Origin of the sequence: Tunturibacter gelidoferens, assembly GCF_040358255.1 — a bacterium.
Lineage (GTDB): Bacteria > Acidobacteriota > Terriglobia > Terriglobales > Acidobacteriaceae > Edaphobacter > Edaphobacter gelidiferens.
The window spans coordinates 2,499,292-2,519,509 of the sequence record NZ_CP132938.1 but is presented as its reverse complement, the minus strand read 5'-3'; the positions used below and the strand labels follow the sequence as shown (position 1 = coordinate 2,519,509).

The following is a 20,218-nucleotide window of genomic DNA, read 5'->3' as shown; positions in this document are numbered from 1 at the left end:
CGAGAATCGCCATCCTGAGCATAACCCGCACGGTGCCCACCACTCTCAGACATCTTCAGCATGTACCCTTTCAGGAACTCACCCGTTCGTCGCCCCATTTTCAGATAAAGCTTCCAGCAGCGCCGCTCCCGCCTGCGATACGCTCCCCGCCCCCAGCGTCAAAATCACCTCTCCCGCCTTAGCCTCCCGCGCCAGCACGTCAACACCCTCAGCCACCGAAGCCGCATACTCCACCCGCACCCCACCCGTGGCCCGAATCGCCCTCACCAGCGCATGCGCATCCACACCCGCAATGGGAGTTTCACTAGCGGCATAAATATCCAGAACCTCAACCGTATCCGCATCTTCGAAAGCTCCCGCAAACTCCGCCATCAAGTCCCTCGTGCGCGTAAATCGATGCGGCTGAAATAAAACATGCACCCGCGAGTACCCACAATCCTTCGCCGCCCGCAGCGTAGCCAGAATCTCCGTCGGATGATGCCCATAGTCATCCACCACCGTCACACTCCGCACCTCACCCTTGATCTGAAATCGCCGATCCACCCCACGAAACGTCTCCAGCCCCGCAGCAATCTGGTCCGGAGCCACTCCCAACTGAACCCCTACCGCCACCGCAGCCGCAGCGTTCAGCACATTGTGCCGTCCCGGAACATGCAGCCGAAACGTTCCCAGCACCAGTCCCTTGTAGTTCACCGCAAACGCCGAGTGACACTCCGCATCCTTTGGCATCATCTCGACACGAAAATCCGCATCCACACTCTCGCCATACGTATAGACCTTCCGCCTCACCCTCGGCAGCACCGTTCGCAGCAGTGCATTATCAACACAAGCCGTAGTCGCTCCATAGAACGGCAGCTTGTCCATAAACTCCACAAACGCTCCCTCGACATCCTCCATATCGCGATAACAATCCATATGTTCGCGATCCAGATTCGTCACCACTGCCAACACTGGCGACAGCTTCAAAAAACTCCGGTCGCTCTCATCCGCCTCCGCCACCAGGTACTGCGAGTTCCCCAGCCGCGCATTCGACCCCAGTGCATTCACCCGCCCGCCCACCACCACCGTCGGATCCAACCCGCCTCCAGCCAAAACCGCCGCCACCATCGAGGTCGTCGTAGTCTTCCCATGCATCCCTGCCACAGCAATCCCATACTTCAGCCGCATCAACTCCGCCAGCATCTCCGCCCGCTGAATCACCGGAATCTTCCGCTCCCGCGCCTCCATCACCTCGGGATTGTCCTTCGCCACGGCCGAGCTGGTCACCACCACATCACTAGCCGCCGCATTGCTCGCAACATGCCCCTCGAAGATCCGCGCCCCCATCCCCAACAGACGATCCGTCACCGAACTCCGCCGCAAGTCGCTCCCCGAGACCGAATACCCCATCGTCAGCAGAATCTCCGCGATCCCGCTCATCCCAATTCCGCCGATCCCAATAAAATGAATCCGCTGCGACGGCGCAAACAAAAAATGCCCAGGCACAAACATGCTTTCGTAATCTCTACTTTCAAGACATCATTAACGCGAGTAATGATCCTCCAGACTATCAGCGTTCCCAGGCAGAACTGTTGTGAACAAGAGAACGATACGTTCCCGCGAAACGTGGCCGGCTTTCCTTCCGACCAACGGGAGGACCACACCCGAACACATCACGAAACAAGGTACACACGCCACGAAGTGGCCGCACCACGCGCAGTGGGCCCGTCCGGCAGCACAGCTTACAAGCAAGCACTCGTGATATATAAAATCCATGCCCGCCAACCCCGCCCGCCTCGCCGCCCTGGCCACCGCTGCCCTCCTCACCCTACCCGCCGCCGCCCAGCAAACCCAAACCCTCCTGGCCACTCCCACCACCGTAGCCTGGGGCTTCTACTCCGCCAAAGCCACCCCCGCCCTCACCGTCCACTCCGGCGACACGGTCACCATCCAGACCCTCTCCACCTGCGGCTCCCCCGACCGCCTCAAATCCCTCGGCATCGCCGCCTCCGACATTCCCCCCTACGTCGAAGACATCTACAAAAACTATCCCGCCTCCGAAAAAGGTCCCGGCGGCCACATCCTTACCGGCCCCATCGCCATCACCGACGCCGAACCCGGCGACGTCCTCGAAGTCCGCATCCAAAAGATCAACATCGACGTCCCCTGGGCCTGCAACGGCTTCAGCCCCGGCCGCGGCTTCCTCCCCAACGACTTCCCCTACAGCCGCACCCGCATCATCCCCCTCGACCGCGAAAAGATGATCGGCCACTTCGCCCCCGGCATCGACATCCCCCTCCACCCCTTCTTCGGCTCCATGGGCATCGCCCCACCCGAGTCCGCCGGCAAGTACAACTCCGCCCCACCCTGGATGCACGCCGGCAACATCGACAACAAGGAGATGGTCGCCGGCACCACCCTCTACATCCCCGTCAACGCCAAGGGAGCCCTCTTCGAAGCAGGCGACGGTCATGCCGGCCAGGGCAACGGCGAAGTCGACATCACCGCCCTCGAAACCCAGCTCACCGGCACCTTCCAGTTCATCGTCCATAAAGATCAACACCTGTTGTGGCCCCGCGGCGAAACCCCCACCGCCTACATTGCCATGGGCTTCGACGAAGACCTCAAAACCGCCACCGAGATGGCCGTCCGCAACATGATCACCTTCCTGTCAGAGGAGATACCAGACCAGATCCCCGGCCACCCCCCTCTCACCCGCGACGACGCCTACGCCCTCATCTCCACCGCCTGCGATGTCGACATCACCCAACTCGTCGACACCAAAAGCGGCGTCCACGTCCTCTGCCCCAAAAACCTCTTCGTCCGCAGTTCAAATCGTCACTAATTGCACACCAAATCGATCAAATCGCTACAACCTTTTCGCCCTGACTCATAAAGCGACACTATCAATATTTCGCAACAAAGCACCTGGAATCGTGTCTAATCAACTGAGCACTTGACCCGGAACAACCAGCCGGGCTGGAACTCATCCTTGCTCTCCGCGAAGTCCGCCGCACGACGCAACACCCGGATAAACGAAGGCTGAGCAGGAAGGTAGCGCTATGACGTTCACCCGCCTCTTCAGAAACTCCGTTGGAGCAGCAACACTCGCCGGCTTCACACTGGCCATGCCTCTTCTGGCCCAGGTTCAGCTGTACAACCCCAACGACCAGTACGGCTCGCCCGCCGCTCAGCAGGCTCAGCAGGATCCCCAATACGGAGCCGAGCAGAACAATACAGCACCCCCGCAATACGACCAGCAGTACGGTGCGCCGCAGCAATACGGCGACCCAAACCAGGGCGCCCCCCAGCAATACGGCGCACCGCAGCCCGGCCAACCTCAGGGCATCGAGCAGGCCCCACCCCCAATCCCCGACTACGAACAGCCCCCCGCCCCCGGCGACGGCTACATCTGGACCCCCGGCTACTGGGCCTGGACCGCTGACGGCTATCAATGGGTTCAAGGCGCCTGGGTAGCAGCTCCCTACACCGGAGCCCTCTGGACCCCCGGCTACTGGGGCTTTGACGACGGCTACTTCTGGAACGCCGGCTACTGGGGCCCCTACGTCGGCTACTACGGCGGCATCAACTACGGCTTTGGCTACTTCGGCATCGGTTTCTACGGCGGATACTGGGGCGGCGGACGCTTCTACTACAACCGCGCCTACTGCAACGTCGGCCGCGGCTGGCACGGCGGCAACTTCTACAACCACTCCTATAACGGATATTCCGGCCACCCCGGCGGCGCCAGCTTCACCCACGTCAACTCTGTCGCCAACCATGGCGGAGCTTCCAACGCCTACCGTGGCTCCAGCATCAACGGGCGCACCTTCGCTCAGACAAACGCTGGCCGCACCACTGCCCAGGGCTTCGGCGACCACAGCATACGTTCCACCCCCGGTGGCGCCAACACCTCTTATAACGGAGCCCGCGCCTACAACGGAGGCAACACCAACTACAACGCAAATGCAGGCCGTTCCTACACCGGAGGCAACGCCAACTACAACGCAAACGCAGGCCGCGCCTACACCGGAGGCAACGCTAACTACAACGCAAATGCAGGCCGTTCCTACACCGGAGGCAATGCCTACGCGGGAAGCGCCTACAGCGGCGAATCCCGCAGCTACTCGCAGCCGGCTGCCGTTCAAAGCCACAGCAACTACGCCAGTGCTCCCCACGCCTCATACTCTGGTGGAGGAAACTATGGTGGCGGTTCCCACGGCGGAGGCAGCAGCTACAGCGGTGGCGGCGGAGGAGGCTTCCACGGCGGTGGCGGTGGCGGCGGTGGATCACACGGCGGCGGTGGTGGTGGTCATCGCTGAAACCAGGCTGGCAAAATCGAAGGGCTGAGGAGCAAATCCTCAGCCCTCTTCTTTTGCTCGAAATAAATATTTCGTCGTCGCTCGTCATCCCGCTGTGTCTTCTTGTTGTCATCCAGTAGGGATCTGCTTTGTTTTTGCTCGTCATCCCCGGTAGTCCGCTTCCTTCGTTTTGCTCGTCATCCCGCGGCTATCTAATTTCCATCCCCCACCAAATAACCGTCATTTCGACCGAAGCGGACCACAGTTTCATCGTGGTCCGCGTAGTGGAGAACCCCGCATTTGCATTTGGGTTGGCAGTTTCACTTGCTCCTGCATTTGCCACTGCCGGCGTCTTTGCTCGTCATCCCCGGCGATCCGCTTCCTTCGTTTCGCTCGTCATCCCGCGGCTATCTAACTTCCATCCCCTCACCAAATAAACCGTCATTTCGACCGAAGCGGACCACAGTTTCATCGTGGTCCGCGTAGTGGAGAACCCCACATTTGCATTTGGGTTGGCAATTTCACTTGCTCCTGCATTTGCCACTGCCGGCGTCTTTTGGTGTCATCCCGTAGGGATCTGCTTTTGCATTACTAGCCCGAACCACCCTAAAAACCTTGTCAAGCCCTGAATCACCAAAACCCGCACCAATCCAGCACATTCACGTGGCGCATTAGTTATGCCCCAACCGTTATGCTGGATACACAGATCAAGGAAGCCTCGGCCGAAACCGGGGCTTTCCGCATTAAAGCCCGTAACCCCTTTGGTTGGAAGTATTTGGCCGCAACCCATTTAGAATGACTATTTTGCGATTTGACGTTTTTTGTAAGACTTTCATTCAAAGAGGGTTATGCCACGAGATGGGGGGAGGGGGGTACCCCCAAAAGGAGAGGTCGGTTGAGGAAGATCAGACGGAAGAATCAACGCCCTGCAAGTGTCGCCACCATCTGCCCAATCACCCGCACCGCATCCGGATGGGCCAGCCCCCGAACTCTCCGGCCCATCTCCGCCAGTCTCCCGGCATCCAGCAAAAGCCGCGAAAGATCGCTCAATAAAAACGCTTCCATCAGGTCGTCCGCAGCCTGTACTCGCAACTCGGCAGCGCCGACACGTGCGAAGGCCTCTGCATTCTTCATCTGGTGGTCATCCGCTGCTCCCGGAAACGGCACCAGCACCGCCGGTCTTCCCGCCGCGGCAAGCTCCGCGACCGTACTCGCACCGCTGCGGCAAAGAATCAGATCCGCATCGGCGAATCTCCTCGGCATATCGTCAAGATACGTAGCCACCTTCCAGCGAGAGGGGTCCGCGCCACTCGCCCCATACGCCTCCTCCGTCGACTCCGCCTGTCCCTTCCCTGTCTGGTGCAGAATCCTCAGTCCGGGCACCTCTTCGAGCAGCCCCTTTGCGATCCGCGGCATGACCGTATTGAAGACACGCGCCCCCTGGCTTCCGCCAAACACCAGCAGCCGCCGAGTCGATGTCAGTCCATCCTTCGAGATGCTACCTGCAGAAGACGCACGAGCCCTCTCCGCCTCGGGCAGCGGAGCTATCCCAAAAAACTCCCGCCGTACCGGAATACCGGTCACCGTCGCACCACGAAAGTACCTCCGAGTCTCCTCGAAGTTCACCGCGGCAGCCGACACGAACTGCCCTACCAGCCTGTTCGCCAACCCCGGCACCGCGTTCGGCTCGAACGCCAATGTAGGAACCTGCAACAGGATCGCCGCCATCATCGCGGGCCCCGAAGCATACCCTCCCACCCCCACCACGACATCCGGTTTGAAGCTCCGAACCAACTCCACGCACCGCACAACACCAAGCGGAAGATCCGCCAGCGTCCGCACCCGCGTCGCTAAACTTACATTCTTCAACTGCCCCACCCGAATCAACTCCAGCGGAAACCCAGCCTCCGGCACCAGCCGCGTCTCAAGCCCCCGCGCCGTCCCCACAAACCGCATCTCGGCCCCATGCTCATCGCGCAACTCCCGCGCAATCGCCAGCGCCGGAATAACATGCCCTCCGGTCCCACCACCCGCAATCAAAACCCGCAATGGCTGTCCCAATTCGCTCACCGAGCTCTACTCCGACCAACGGGAGGACCGACGCCACTCAACCCACGCAGAAAAGGTATACCCGTCACGAAGTGACCGCGCGAACCGGGGTCCCCGCAAACAGGTCTTCGTTTGCGGGGTGGCCGAGCGAAGTGGGCCCGTCCGGCAGGACACACGATCTGCCTCTCTTCCACCTCAATCGATCTCGCGCGTGATATTCAACAGCACACCGATGCTCGCCAGCGTAATAAAGATCGAAGTGCCCCCCGAAGAGATGAACGGAAGCGGAATACCCTTCGTCGGCAGCAGTGCCAGCACCACGCTCATATTGAAGAAGGCCTGGATCAGAATCGCAGTCGTCAGCCCGAACGCAAGAAACCGCGCAAACGGATCGGTCGAAAGAAACGCCGCCCGCAGCCCACGATACCCGAGCGCAACAAACAATCCAACCACCAGCAGCGCCCCAATCAGTCCCAGCTCTTCGCAGATATTCGCAAAGATAAAGTCCGTCTGAACCTCTGGCAGATAGAACAACTTCTGCCGCCCCTCCATCAACCCGAGCCCGCGAATCCCACCCGTCCCAACCGCAATCAACGACTGAAGAATGTGAAACCCGGTCCCGCGGGGATCAGCCTCAGGATTCACAAACGCCAGCATCCGCGCCCGTCGAAACGCAACATGAAACAGCATGAAGTAAAGAACAGGAGCCGCAAACGCCGCACCGACCGCAAAGTACTTCGTCTTCGCTCCGGCCAGATACAGCATCAACGCCGTAACCGCCATGCAGACCATGCCGGTCCCCAGATCCGGCTCCTTCAAGATCAAAGCCGTAAACGCCAGCGGCACCGCAACCGCCCGCAGAATCGTTCCCCTCCAGTCGTCCATCTGGTGGATTCGAGTCTGCAAAAAATAAGCAAGAAACAACACCAGCACAGGCTTAGCCAGCTCCGAAGGTTGAAACGTAAACAGGTTCCCAAACCGAACCCAGCGATGCGTCGCATGCGAGTCCTTCATCGCAAACACGCCGATCAACATCAGCATTGTCACCGCAACCGCAGGAAACACCACCTTGGGATTGTTATAAGTCCGATAGTCCACCTGCATCAACGCAACCAGCGCAATCAGCCCCAACACGGCCCAGATCGCCTGCTTCATCACATAAGGATAAGGAGACCCGAGACTCGACTGCGCCATCACCGCAGACGCAGAAAACACCATCACCAGCCCAAACAGCACCAGCAGCAGCACCACTCCGAAGAGCCACTTGTCCACCCCAACTCTCTTCGCCATGCATCACTTCCACTTCTTCACTAAATTAGTTCGTTCACCAACTGCCGGAACACGCGGCCGCGATGCTCATAGTTCTCAAACTGGTCAAAGCTCGAACAGGCAGGCGACAGCAGCACTACATCACCAGCCACCGCAGCCTTCGCCGCCTCGGCCACCGCAATCTCCAACGTTCCCGCTGCCACCATCTTCACGACTCCATGCAGCTGGTGCTCAACCTTTTCTGCTGCCGAACCAATCGTATAAACAGCCTTAACTCTCTCTTTCAGCAACTCGGCCATCAACCCATAGTCCGAGTCTTTATCCTTCCCGCCTAGAATCAGGTGAATCCCTTTGCTGAACGAAGCTACAGCCTTCATCGTCGCATCCACATTCGTCGCCTTCGAGTCGTTATAGAACTCCACCCCATTCAGCTTCCTGACCATTTCCAGCCTGTGCTCCACAGCCGTAAATGTCGCCACCGAAGCCCGAATACTCTCCGCCGAAACCTTCGCCAACCGCGCCACGCAAACTGCCGCCAACACATTCTCGATGTTGTGCGCACCCTTCAGATGCACCTCCGAAACCGGCATCACCGGCTCGGTCACTCCGCCCTCCTTCTCCACCCACACAATCACGCCATCCCTTACAAACGCGCCGCGTCGAACTGCCTTCGTCCCACTGAACCAGAACACCTCGCTCTTCGCCCGCGCCGCACACATCTGCGTCACGCGATCATCCCCATTCAACACCAGCGCGTCTCCAGCGCCCTGCCGCTCGAAGATTCGCTCCTTCGCCGCCACATACTTCTCGAAGCTGCCATGTCGATCCAGATGGTCTGGCGTGATGTTCAGGATCACCGCAATCCGCGGATGAAACTCCTCAATGGTCTCCAGTTGGAAGCTCGACACCTCCAGCACATTCACCGTCTCCGGCGTGCTCTTCGCCACCAGATCAATAACCGGCAGACCAATATTCCCACCCACCTGCGTCGGCAAACCTGCATCGCTGAGGATCTTTCCCACCAACGTCGTAGTCGTTGTCTTCCCATTCGACCCGGTAATCGCCACCACCTGCCCCTGCAGATAGCGACTCGCCAGCTCCAGCTCCCCAATCACCGTCAGACCAAACGCAACAACCTGCTTCACCTCAGGCGTATCCATCGGCACACCCGGCGATACCACAATCAGATCCTGCCGCCGAAACGTCAGAAGCCCATGCCCGCCGGACTCAACCATGATCCCCGCCTCCAGCAACGCAGGAATCTCCTGCGCCAGCGCCACCGCACTCCGCGTATCGCTCACCGTCACCCGGGCCCCCAGCCCACGCAGAAACATCGCCGCCGACAAGCCGGATTTCCCCAGCCCCACAACCAATACCCGCTTATTCTTCAAATCCATCATGCCTTCACACTCTCATCGCAGCTTCAAAGTAGTCAACGCGAACAAAGCAAACACCAGCGCCAGAATCCAAAACCGCGCAATCACCTTCGACTCCGACCAGCCCATCAACTCAAAATGATGATGTAGCGGAGCCATCTTGAAGATGCGCTTTCCATTCCTCAGCTTGTAGCTCCCCACCTGCAGCATCACGCTCACCGCCTCAAGAATGAAAACACCGCCAATAAACGGCAGCAACAACTCCTGCTTGATCACAACCGCCACCGTCCCAATTGCCCCACCGAGCGCAAGACTACCAACGTCTCCCATGAAAATCTCAGCCGGATGAGCGTTGTACCAAAGGAACCCAATGCTTGCTCCCACCATCGACCCACAAAATACCGTGAGTTCGCTCACCATCGGCATCCGTTGCAGCTCCAGATAATCCGAAAACACCACATGCCCACTCACGTAGGTCAGAACCGTGAGAGCCCCGGCCGCAATGATCGTACATCCGATCGCCAGCCCATCCAGTCCGTCGGTCAGATTCACCGAATTGCTTGCACCCGCGATCACGATCATCACAAAGACCACGAACGGCAAAAAAACCAGCCAGTGCATGTGCGGAATGTGCCCCATCCACTCCCACACCAGATCCGGCCTGAATCGTTTTGCAAACGGCACCATCAGCCGGGTCGAGTAGCCGCCGCGAATCTCCATCACAACCAGCGTTGCCGCCACTGCGGCGCTCACCACAAATTGCAGACCGAGCTTCGCCCTCGCCGTCAGTCCCTGGTTTTGTCGATGCACAACCTTGATATAGTCATCCGCAAATCCGATCGCCCCAAACGCAAGCGTGGACAACATCACCAGCCAGACATAAGGATTCGAAAGATCAGACCACATCAACGTCGGCACCAAAATCGAGATACAGATCAACACCCCGCCCATCGTCGGCGTCCCGCTCTTCTTTTGGTGCGACTGAGGTCCCTCTTCCCGGATATACTGCCCAATCTGAAACTCGCGCAGCTTCTCGATCACATACGGGCCAATCAGTAAACCGATCAGCAGCGCCGTAAGGCTCGCAAACACTGTACGAAACGTCAGATATCGGAAGATGCGAAACAGCCGAAAGTAAGGGAACAGCTTCTGGTACAGCAACCAATAGAGCAAAACGCCTCCGCCTTTTACTCGCAGCTTATGCCCGTTTTCTGTTGCGAGTCACGGCTATCTTAACAGCACCATCGCCCGGATCCTGTGGTTATCTCATCCGCGAACCAATCCGAATGCCGCCGAATCTCGAAATTCTCCGCTCAGAGCCCGTTCTCTAGCGCAAAGCAGAGCGCATCGGCAGCCATCGCAAGCTCGAACGCAAGATGAGCATCGTGATCCGAGTCCTCTGCCTGCCGCAATAACTCAACAGTCACCGGAAAAAGATCCGTCCCTTTGCCGCGCTCAGCGTGCTCAATCTTCCCCAATCTTTGATCCGCCTCCGCAATAAACCTTTCCAACCAGGCCGGTGAAGGCGACGCGACCTTCTGACGGTGTTTTTCCCGGGCAGCATAGAGCCCCGCCAGCGCTAGATGCTCCGCTGCACGCAAAACCCCGATCGCCCGTAACACAAACTTGTTCCCTTCTTCGCCCTCCGTTGCCCTGCGGTAGAGCTTCACTCCACGCTCCAGCAGATCCCTCAGGTCTTCCCCCGTTCCTTTTTCCATAAGCGAAATCACGACCGTAGCTCTCTGCATATGGTGAAACGCCGTCATAAGTCCATAATCAGTGGCATAAACAGCCCCGGAACCAGAAACCTTTTCTGCAGCTTTCTTCGCCGCTTTTTTAGCAATCTTCTTGGCGTGTTTCGCAGCGTGTTTTTTGGCAGCTTGCTTTTTAGCGGCGTGTTTAATCGCCTTCTTCGCATGCTTCTTCATCGCCGAACTGGAGTTTTTCCTCACCAGTGCATTCCCGTTGCTCGACATATATCTCTGCTCCGTATGATCTCGTTTCGCCAATCAATAAATCATCAGATGCTGTTTGATTTCGATGCGTCACCAGGCTTTCCCGCTAATACTGTCAAAGCTTTCTCCAAACGCACGCCCCGAGAAGCCTTCAACAACACTACGTCGCCCGCGCGCACATTCGCAACCAGCCACTCACCCGCTTCCTCGGGAGTTGTTACAAATAATGTTTCCACGCCGCCTGCCCTGGCCGCCCTTACAATGGATTCGGCCGCACCGCGCACTCCGAGCACAAAATCCACCCCGCGTTCCTTCATCCGCGCACCGCACGCAGCATGTAGCGCAGCCGAATCCGGACCAAGTTCCAACATCTCCCCCGCAACCACAATATGCCTCTCCGCCGGAATCGCCACCAACGCATCGATCATCGCGTTAAGCGCCGTCGGATTGGAGTTATAGCAGTCATTGATCAGCGTCGCCCCGCGCCACTCCAGAACCTCCCCACGCTTATCCCCTGCCCTCAGTTCGCCGACCACCGCCGCGCACTCCGCTAACTCCATCCCGCTTTGCAGGCCTGCAGCAATCGCAGCCAACGCATTAGGGATGTTGTGCCGTCCCAACATCTTCAACTGCACACTCGCGCGCTGCCCCTTCGCCTCCACCGTAAATACCACGCCCTCCGCGCCTACTTCAGCGACGTTGACAGCTCTTACCCCTGCTCCCTCACCAAACCCGTAAAACACCGCGCGTCTATCCAACCCACGGCCAAACGCCGCTACGTAAGCGTCGTCGAAGTTCAGAATCGCTATACCATCTGCAGGCAGCGCCTCAATCAACTCATACTTCGCCCGTGCAATTCCAATCAGCCCCTCCGGAAAGAACTCGAGATGCACCGGCCCCACGTTCGACACAACGGCCCAATCCGGCTCGGCAATCTGTGCCAGCGCAGCAATCTCTCCCGCATGGTTCATACCCATCTCGATCACCGCGACCTCATGCTTCCGCTCCAGCTTCAGAAGCTGCAACGGCAGACCAAACGCGTTGTTCAGGTTGCCGGCTGACTTCAACACCTTGAACTTCGCTCCCAGAACCTGTGCCACAGCCTCCTTGGTCGTAGTCTTCCCGGCCGACCCGGTCACTCCAATCACTCTCCCGCCCCACTCGCTTCGCACCGCATGAGCCAATTGCTGCAGCGCCCGCAACACACAATCGTCGCACTCTGCCACGCGCAGCAGTCGCCTCTCATCCACTTCAGCCGGCACAACCCATCGATTACTCACCACAGCAGCCACCGCTCCATTCGCGAGCGCCGCTTGAACGTACTCATGCCCGTCGAGTCTCTCGCCGCGAACTGCAAAGAAAAGCTCTCCGCCACCAATCGTTCGCGAGTCAATTCCATACCCCACCGCTTCGGACGAGGTATCAAACTCGCCATCCGCATGAATCCAGTCAGCAATCTTCCCCAAGGTCAGCTTCACGCGATCTCCCTCAAAACTCCAGCAGCTACAGCCACATCATCGAACGGCACCGTTCCCTCTCGCAGGATCTGCACCTTCTCATGGCCCTTACCCGCGATCAAAACAATGTCTCCAGCCTTCGCCGCACGAATCGCAATCTCGATCGCCGCGGCTCGATCCTGTTCTACTATGCACCTCGTCGCTGTCTCCCGAACTCCAGCCAGAGCCTCGTTGATAATCTCCATCGGATCTTCACTACGTGGGTTATCGCTCGTAAGCACAACGAGGTCGCTTCCCTCCCCCGCCGCCCGGCCCATCCGCGGGCGTTTCGTCTTATCTCGATCTCCGCCACAACCAAACAGAGTAATCACCCTGCCACTGCGTTCCTTCACTAACTCCCGCGCCAGCGAGATCAAATTCCGCAGAGCATCATCGGTATGCGCATAGTCCACCACCACCGTCATGTCATTGGAAGAAGGCACCACCTCAAAGCGGCCCGGCACCTGCGCTCCCGAAGCCGCTCCTGCCACGACCTCTTCGAGAGTCATTCCTCTGGCCAGCGCAGCACAAGATGCAGCCAGCAGGTTGTATACATTCACCCTTCCCGTCAGCGAAGACCTCATCAGCGCATCCCCATTCGGCGTCTTAAAGATAAACTGCGTCTCGCCCGCCTGCAGCCTGATATCTTCGGCCCGATAGTCTCCGTTCAACGGCTCCAACCCATATCTCATCATCTGAGACTGCCGGTTCTCCGTAATGAGACGCCGTCCATAACCATCGTCGCCATTGATCACAGCCACACGTGGCGCGGGTGATCCAACCCCCTCAAACAGCCTCGCCTTCGCTGCAAAGTACTTCTCCATCGTCCCGTGATAGTCCAGATGATCCTGCGTCAGATTCGTAAACATCGCTACATCTACCGCCAGGCCCCAGACGCGCTCCTGCTCCAGCGCATGAGATGACATCTCCATCACGGCCTCTGTTGCACCGACCTTCACACCATCCGCAAAAATCTCCAGCACATCCCGTGACTCCGGCGTAGTATGCGGCGAAACCCGCACCTCATCTCCAACATGCGTCTCAATAGTCCCAATCAACACGCACGTCCGCCCCACACTCCGAAGCATCGCCTCCAGTAAAAATGCCGTCGTTGTCTTCCCATTCGTTCCGGTCACCCCACTCAACGCAAGACCACGCTCCGGATGTCCCATCACCGCAGCACTGACCTCTGCCAGCGCCCGCCGTCTTCGCTCCACCAAAGCCGCCCCAACGCCTGCATGCTCTCGACGCAGCTTTTCGTAAGCCTCGCGAGAGTCCGTAACCACGGCCATCGCCCCCTTCGCGATAGCGGCCTCTATATAACGATTTCCATCCGTCGCCTCACCCCGCATCGCGACAAACACATCACCGCGCCCCATCCGTCGAGAGTCATACTCCACCCCCGAAACCTCTACCGCAGCACAAAAGCGTTCCACGGCACTAAGGCCGTCGCAAACAGTCTTCCAATTCATAGAGGGATGCTAGCCGAGAACCCGCATCTGTCACAGCACAAAACCATCATCGACTGAACCGCACCACGATCTCAGTCCCAGCCGGCACCATCGTGCCCGCCGCCGGCACCTGCTCTCTAGCCAAACCGCTCCCGACAGCCTGTACCCGCAAACCCGCCGAATCCGCCCGCTCCACTACACCCCGCAGCCCCGATCCCTCGAACGAAGGCACTGGCACACGCAGCCCCGCATCCACAACCACCGCGCCCTTCTCTTTTGCCTCAACGGCAGGCGCAGCCTTCTGCGGCATCGTTTGCGCAGACGCATCAGGTGCCGCCGAGCCAGTACCATCGCCCCCATGAAACGCCGCCACAACCTTCGCCGGCAACATATCCAAAATCCCTGAAGTCTTCCCGTTAGCAGGCGCCTTCTGCGTAACTGCAACCGGTTTCTCGATCGCCGCAACCTCAACAGGCGCAGCGTTCGCCGGCGCGCGCAGCGGATCATCCGCTGGCAAGCTATTCACATCATCGAACATCGCATTCAGATCGGCCGTGTTTTCGCTTGGCGCATCCCCGGCCTCCTCCGTCTTCGCCGCCACCGTCAACTCTTTCTTCGTCTTCAACGGCTGATCGTGCGGAACACCCAGATACTCCAATACCTGTTGCGCCACCTCAGCAAACACCGGCGCACTCGCCGCACCGCCGTAGTGCTGCACCTCGCTACCCGCCGTCGGAGTGTCGATTACGACCGCAACCGAGATCGCAGGATTGCTCACAGGCGCGAAGCCCGCAAAGCTCGCCACCAACTTCGTATGCGAGTAGGTGTGCGTCGCCGGATCAATCTTCTGCGCTGTGCCCGTCTTACCACCCGAGCTATAACCGTTCAGCGCCGCCTGTCGCCCCGTGCCCTCGGTCACAATGCCCTGCATCATCATCCGCATCTTCGCGGACGTCATCTCCGTAATCACCCGGTGCGCACCGTCCGGCAGGGTCGCCGGTAGCCCGTTCGAAGGCCGAAACGCTGCAGGCTTCAACCGCGGATCACCCTTCATCTCATCGGTCGACTGCAGCAGCACATGCGGAGGCATATAAACTCCGCCATTTGCAATTGTGCTCACCATCGTTACAAGCTGCACCGGCGTCACGCCCACCTCCTGCCCAATCGCCATCGACAGAATGCTCGTCGCCCCCCACTTCCTCGGATTCCGCAGCAAGCCGCGCGTCTCACTCGGCAGCTCGATCCCCGAGCGATCCCCAAATCCAAAGGCCCTCATATACTCATAAAACTTCAGATTCCCCAGCTTCAACGCCATCTTCGCCGCGCCGACGTCGCTCGAGTGCTCCAGCGCATATTGCACCGTCACCCGCCCGAAGTGATCGCTCCTGTCGTCATGCAGCGTGCGGCCGTACATCGTCATGGCGCCACCCTGACAATCCACAATGTCCGTAGGCTGCACTCCCGCCGCATCAATCGCCGCAGAATAAGTCACCAGCTTGAACGTCGATCCCGGCTCATACACATCGCTCACCGCAAGGTTCGTCAACACGCTCGAATCCATGTGTCTCTGATCGTTCGGATTGAACCGCGGAGACACCGCCAACGCCAGAACCTGCCCCGTGTGCGGGTCCTGCACCACCACCGTCCCATGCAGAGCCTTCACCTTCTCCACCTGTGCATCGAGCGCCCGCTCCGCCATGTACTGAATATTCGCGTCGATCGACAGCACAAGATTCTCACCCGGCATCGGCTGGCTCTCTTCACTGCCCAACACATGTCGCTTCGCATCAAGCGCAGTCAGCATATGCCCAGGCTCCCCGTGCATATCCTCATCGAACTGCCGCTCCAAACCACCCAGTCCAATATCGTCGGTGCCCACATATCCCAATACCTGCGCAGCCAGGTCGTTATTCGGATAGAACCGTTTGAACTCCTTCTGGAAGTACACGCCCTTCAAATTCAACTCGCGCAAACGGTCGACAATACCGGGATCGACCTTCCTCGCCACCCACGCAAAGTTCTTCGAAGCATTGAATCGAGCCAGCATCTGCTGCTGCGACGTAAAGTTGTCTCTCGGATCCGCGTGCACAATCTCTGCCAGTATCTCCGCCGCGCTCGCACGATTATCCCCAAGCTCCGACGGCACCGCATACACACTATCCACCTGCACCGTCACCGCAAGCTCCCGCAGATTGCGGTCATACAGCATCCCCCGCCGCGGAGCGACCTCGAACGTCCTCTGTTGCTGCAGCGCCGCCCGATGCACAAAGTCCGAGTGCCGCACCACCTGAAGCCATCCCAGCCGTACCGCGATCAGTGACGTCCAGGCGCAAAAAAACAGCGCTACATAAGCGAAACGGATCCTCCGTATTGGAGCGGTCAACGTCTGCCGTGGCGCTTTGTTCATCTCATCCCTGCTTTATCGTTAATGTACTTCCCGATCCCTCACCGTCAGACGTTCTACAAACTCGAACACACTGCCGACAATCCGCTACTGCGCAATCTGCATCGCCGGAGCACTAGCCTGCGCCAGCACTGGAGCATTCGGATCTCCGCCGCCCTCAGGCCGCACCACCTGTCCGGGCTGAGGCTCGCCCAAACCAAGCTGCTTGGCAATCCTGTCGATCCGGCCAGGATCCGTCAACTGCGCCTCATTCAACCGCAGTTGCCTATTCTCCTCCCGCAACTGCTCCACCTGTGCCTTCTGGGCCTCGACGTGATAACCAATCTCAATCGCCGAAAAGTGCTGCCAGACATAAACCATCACCAGCACAAACAACACACTCATCACTGCAGTAAACGTGCGCATCTCACGCCGTCGCTCCGGATCGTCCGCCTTCACAATGCGGCTGTTGTCGATGTGCTTCGTAAAGAAGACCTCGGGCGTAGGCCCACGCCGAGCACGCCGTTGCGTCTCATACAGCTCACGATTCCTCGCCGTCAGCGACTCCGCACGGCTCTGCGCCCGCGACCCTAGCATCTCTAACTGTTGTCCCGCCATCGCCGAAGCTGCCATCCTGCACCTCTCTCAACCCGCCACAAAATCCTGAGCCCAAATTCTTTTGCCACTCTCCTCTACGTACGAACCGGGCCGGGATCGCTATGGAGGAAGGGACTTTTTGTTGCAGAGTTGTCTTTCGCCTGAAAGAAGGTGGGACAACCCCGGCCCGATCACATGTTTTCTCTATCTATAGACTGCACCATTTTTTGTGCAATAGAGAATCTTGTACCTAAATTTTTTCTGCGGCCCTCAACTTCGCACTACGCGACCGCGGATTCCTCATCTGTTCCTGCTCAGCCGCCACAACCGGCTTCTTCGTCAAAACCTCAAATATCTTCGCGTCCTTCGCAGCCTTGAACGCATCCTTCACCAGCCGGTCCTCCAAAGAGTGGAAGCTGATCAACACCAGCCTTCCGCCCGGCTTCAACAGAGACCCCGCGCTCTTCAGCAGCGATTGAATCTCTCCCAACTCGTTATTCACTCGAATCCGGAGTGCTTGAAAGGTCCTGGTAGCCGGATGAATCTTCTCGCCTTTCATTGGTGGGGCCTCGGCCGATACGATTCGAGCCAATTCTGCTGTAGTCGTAATCGGCCGGGCCCTAACAATGGCTCTGGCGATTCTCCGCGACCTCCTTTCCTCTCCGAATTCGTAAATCAGGTCGGCGAGTTCGTTTTCGTCTTCCTGATTTACCACTTGCTCGGCCGTCTCCCCACTGCGCGTATCCATCCGCATGTCTAGTGGTCCGTCGGTCCGAAAACTAAATCCTCTGTGCGCCTCGTCCAGCTGCAGGCTGCTCACGCCAAAGTCAGCGAGCAATCCATCCAGGCTCCCCGCTTCAATCAGGCTCGAAGCCTCCGAAAACGCCCTCGGCTCGAACACCACCTCCGGCATCTCCTCACCAAGCTCAGCCCGTAAAACCTCAAGCCTTGCCTTAGCCATCTCCATCGCCTCCGGGTCACGGTCAAAGCCAATCAACTTGCCTTTTCCGCCCAGCCTCTTCGCTATCTCCGAAGAGTGCCCCGCCAGACCCAACGTCGCGTCAACCACCACGCCGCCCGGCCGCACATTCAAATACTCCAAAACTTCTTCTAAAAGAACCGGCACATGTTGCGGACTCTTCATCTGTCACCCGCCTTCTGTGCTGCCCCTGGGGGCCAACCTGCTACTACTAAGCAACAACCTTGGTCTTCTCTGCGAACGCCATCAGATCCACATCTGTCAGCTCAACAGCTCCACTGGCCTTCTTCATCTCGGCGTCGAACATCTCTGCATTTACAACTTCCAACAGCGTCTGCGACCCCAGAACATTCACCTCGCCCGTCACCTTCGCCAACTCCCGCAGCTTCTGCGGAATCAGCACCCGGCCCTGTGCATCCATCTCGGCCATCTGCCCATAGAAGTTCGTCACATCCTGAAACTTCTTTCGTACCGGATCCATCGGGGACATCTTCGACAGCGACGCCTCGATCTGCTCCCACTCCTTCAGCGGATAAACCTGCGCCCGCTTCCCATCCATGCTTGTTATGTAGAACTGGGGTCCGTACAGCTCATCCACACGGCGCTTGAACTCGGCAGGGAGTTTAAGTCTCCCTTTCTCATCAACGCGTGTTGGGTGATTTCCCCGAAACATAACGACCTCGATACCTCTCTCGCCTCATCTTTGGTTCAAAACCTGCTCCGCATCGTAGAATTTTGTTGCCAGGGAACCTAGTTTGGTCCACTAAACTCCAAAATCTTCTACTTCGCTCCACCAGCATCGCCGAGCTACCCAGCCCTGTAAAGGGCTAATTTGTACAACTTCTGTGCATTTCCCATATTGGAATGTGGAAAACTCAGCTACTTGTGTGTACCGAAGAGGTAACCGCTAGCTGTAGTGTTGGCTCTGGTGATTCATGCCATCTCCGTTACTTGCAGAGCGTGAATCGATCTGATAAGCGAAATAAAAGCGAAAACGCTAGCTCCCACCCAGCAGCTTCTTCCGTCGAAGCAGCCAGATCAGGTACGCAAGCACTGCCAGATTAATGACTAGCAGACTCAGGCGAGACCAATCCGGCTTTCGGACCAGCTCATACAACTCCCACGGCAGAAAAGACACCGTCAGAATCAGCGTCAGATACTCCGCCCACACCTTCTCCAGAAGCAGTCCGATCCCCTCCGTCAAAGCCAATGCGGAGTATCCGAACGTCCCCACACTGATCTGCCTTAACCGATGAGCATCGATCAGGTCAGCCTTGTGCAGCAACAAAGCAACCAGTCGGCTTTCCGGGTCAAACCTCAACTTCAGCGCCAGCCGCGTCACCTCATCACCAACATCTTTATGCAGCAGGTGAACCGCACCCGCACCGATACAGAAGAAGAAGATCGCCTTGGCCAGCTTGAAAAGCCCGATCAGCAACAAACCGCGATCGTGAGCACCGGCCGGGTGATCCCCCTGCTCCGGTGCCTGTATCAACTCGCGGCTACTTATCGGTTCTTTCAGCATCATCAGACCTTCAGTTGACGAGGACTCAATTGAATTGTCAACGCCCCCTTCGTGTGATGCACATCTTCACCGCATCAACATCTTCTCGCTAACCGTTAGGCGCACACAACCGACGTCGCAACGCTCTCTCTTCAGACGGCATATCACGAGCATGATGGAAATTAGACCAATCCAGTCCCCGCAAGCAGACGTAGATGCTTATGAGTGCCCCTGCAGGGAACCAACTTCTAAATGATCTGGAACGATAAAGGATAACGACAGTGAAGAAGACCTTCCTCGCAACCGTTGCAGTCGCCGCTCTGGCCATCACCTCAGTTACCGCACACGCCCAGAAGGACCCTGAAGTCGGCGGAGCTGCGATGTACCCCACCAAGACCATCGTCGAGAACGCCGTCAACTCACCCATCCACAAGACCCTCGTCGCTGCCGTCAAGGCCGGCGGCCTGGTCGATACGCTCAACAGCCCCGGGCCCTTCACCGTCTTCGCACCAACCGATGATGCCTTCGCAAAACTTCCCGCAGGCACCGTCGACACCCTCGTCAAGCCCGAGAGCAAAGACACTCTGGACAAAATCCTCACCTACCACGTAGTAGCCGGCAAGATCTCCTCGAAGGAACTCGCAAAGATGATCCAGAAGGGCGGCGGCAAAGCTACTCTTAAGACCGTTCAGGGCGAAGATCTCACAGCCACCATGTCCGGCGGCAACATCATGCTGACCGATGCCAAGGGCGGCATGGCCACCATCACCACAGCCGATGTCTTCCAGTCGAACGGCGTCATCCACGTCATCGACACCGTCCTCATGCCCAACTAAGTGTTTCCTCCGGTAATCCCTTGAGGCGCCTCATCACGAGGCG

General features: G+C 58.2%; 16 protein-coding genes. 3 read left to right on the top strand and 13 right to left on the bottom strand.

Features of this window, described 5'->3' with window-relative positions:
- Positions 1-78: 78 nt before the first annotated feature.
- Entirely contained in the window at positions 79-1,491 is a 1,413-nt protein-coding gene (gene murC, locus RBB81_RS11225) for a UDP-N-acetylmuramate--L-alanine ligase (protein ID WP_353073751.1), read from the bottom strand.
- A 262-nt stretch (positions 1,492-1,753) separates the two neighbouring features.
- Here murC and RBB81_RS11220 point away from each other — a divergent pair, with 262 nt between their 5' ends.
- Both RBB81_RS11220 and RBB81_RS11215 read left to right on the top strand, forming a co-directional pair.
- Entirely contained in the window at positions 1,754-2,824 is a 1,071-nt protein-coding gene (locus tag RBB81_RS11220; protein WP_353073750.1) for an acetamidase/formamidase family protein, read from the top strand.
- Positions 2,825-3,041: 217 nt separating this feature from the next.
- Entirely contained in the window at positions 3,042-4,301 is a 1,260-nt protein-coding gene (locus RBB81_RS11215) for a YXWGXW repeat-containing protein (protein ID WP_353073749.1), read from the top strand.
- An 897-nt stretch (positions 4,302-5,198) separates the two neighbouring features.
- Here RBB81_RS11215 and murG read toward each other — a convergent pair.
- The 12 genes from murG to RBB81_RS11155 form a co-directional block, all read right to left on the bottom strand.
- Positions 5,199-6,350, bottom strand: coding sequence for an undecaprenyldiphospho-muramoylpentapeptide beta-N-acetylglucosaminyltransferase (gene murG, locus RBB81_RS11210; RefSeq protein WP_353073748.1), 1,152 nt, complete (start codon positions 6,348-6,350; stop codon positions 5,199-5,201).
- 174 nt (positions 6,351-6,524) lie between these two features.
- Positions 6,525-7,619, bottom strand: coding sequence for a putative lipid II flippase FtsW (gene ftsW / locus RBB81_RS11205; protein ID WP_353073746.1), 1,095 nt, complete (start codon positions 7,617-7,619; stop codon positions 6,525-6,527).
- 20 nt (positions 7,620-7,639) lie between these two features.
- Positions 7,640-8,995, bottom strand: coding sequence for a UDP-N-acetylmuramoyl-L-alanine--D-glutamate ligase (murD, locus tag RBB81_RS11200; protein WP_353073919.1), 1,356 nt, complete (start codon positions 8,993-8,995; stop codon positions 7,640-7,642).
- A 15-nt stretch (positions 8,996-9,010) separates the two neighbouring features.
- Complete coding sequence (mraY, locus tag RBB81_RS11195; RefSeq protein ID WP_353073745.1) at positions 9,011-10,147, bottom strand: phospho-N-acetylmuramoyl-pentapeptide-transferase; 1,137 nt, start codon at positions 10,145-10,147, stop codon at positions 9,011-9,013.
- 140 nt (positions 10,148-10,287) lie between these two features.
- Positions 10,288-10,950 (bottom strand): hypothetical protein, encoded by a 663-nt coding sequence (locus RBB81_RS11190; RefSeq protein WP_353073744.1) that lies wholly within the window; start codon positions 10,948-10,950, stop codon positions 10,288-10,290.
- Positions 10,951-10,994: 44 nt separating this feature from the next.
- Positions 10,995-12,407 (bottom strand): UDP-N-acetylmuramoyl-tripeptide--D-alanyl-D-alanine ligase, encoded by a 1,413-nt coding sequence (locus RBB81_RS11185; protein WP_353073743.1) that lies wholly within the window; start codon positions 12,405-12,407, stop codon positions 10,995-10,997.
- Positions 12,404-13,897: a UDP-N-acetylmuramoyl-L-alanyl-D-glutamate--2,6-diaminopimelate ligase gene (locus RBB81_RS11180; RefSeq protein ID WP_353073742.1), complete on the bottom strand. Its 1,494-nt coding sequence runs from the start codon at positions 13,895-13,897 to the stop codon at positions 12,404-12,406. Before RBB81_RS11180 ends, RBB81_RS11185 begins: the two co-directional genes overlap by 4 nt.
- Positions 13,898-13,943: 46 nt before the next feature.
- Complete coding sequence (locus tag RBB81_RS11175; protein WP_353073741.1) at positions 13,944-16,283, bottom strand: penicillin-binding protein; 2,340 nt, start codon at positions 16,281-16,283, stop codon at positions 13,944-13,946.
- Between the two features lie 84 nt (positions 16,284-16,367).
- Entirely contained in the window at positions 16,368-16,892 is a 525-nt protein-coding gene (ftsL, locus tag RBB81_RS11170) for a cell division protein FtsL (RefSeq protein WP_179581989.1), read from the bottom strand.
- 214 nt (positions 16,893-17,106) lie between these two features.
- Positions 17,107-18,000, bottom strand: coding sequence for a 16S rRNA (cytosine(1402)-N(4))-methyltransferase RsmH (rsmH, locus tag RBB81_RS11165; RefSeq protein WP_179581988.1), 894 nt, complete (start codon positions 17,998-18,000; stop codon positions 17,107-17,109).
- Positions 18,001-18,046: 46 nt separating this feature from the next.
- Positions 18,047-18,508, bottom strand: a complete 462-nt coding sequence (locus RBB81_RS11160) for a division/cell wall cluster transcriptional repressor MraZ (RefSeq protein ID WP_183789194.1) — start codon at positions 18,506-18,508, stop codon at positions 18,047-18,049.
- 324 nt (positions 18,509-18,832) lie between these two features.
- Positions 18,833-19,363, bottom strand: coding sequence for a DUF2127 domain-containing protein (locus RBB81_RS11155; RefSeq protein WP_353073740.1), 531 nt, complete (start codon positions 19,361-19,363; stop codon positions 18,833-18,835).
- A gap of 257 nt (positions 19,364-19,620) precedes the next feature.
- On the opposite strand from RBB81_RS11155, the gene RBB81_RS11150 reads away from it, so the two are divergent.
- Positions 19,621-20,175, top strand: a complete 555-nt coding sequence (locus tag RBB81_RS11150; RefSeq protein ID WP_179581985.1) for a fasciclin domain-containing protein — start codon at positions 19,621-19,623, stop codon at positions 20,173-20,175.
- Positions 20,176-20,218 lie beyond the last annotated feature (43 nt).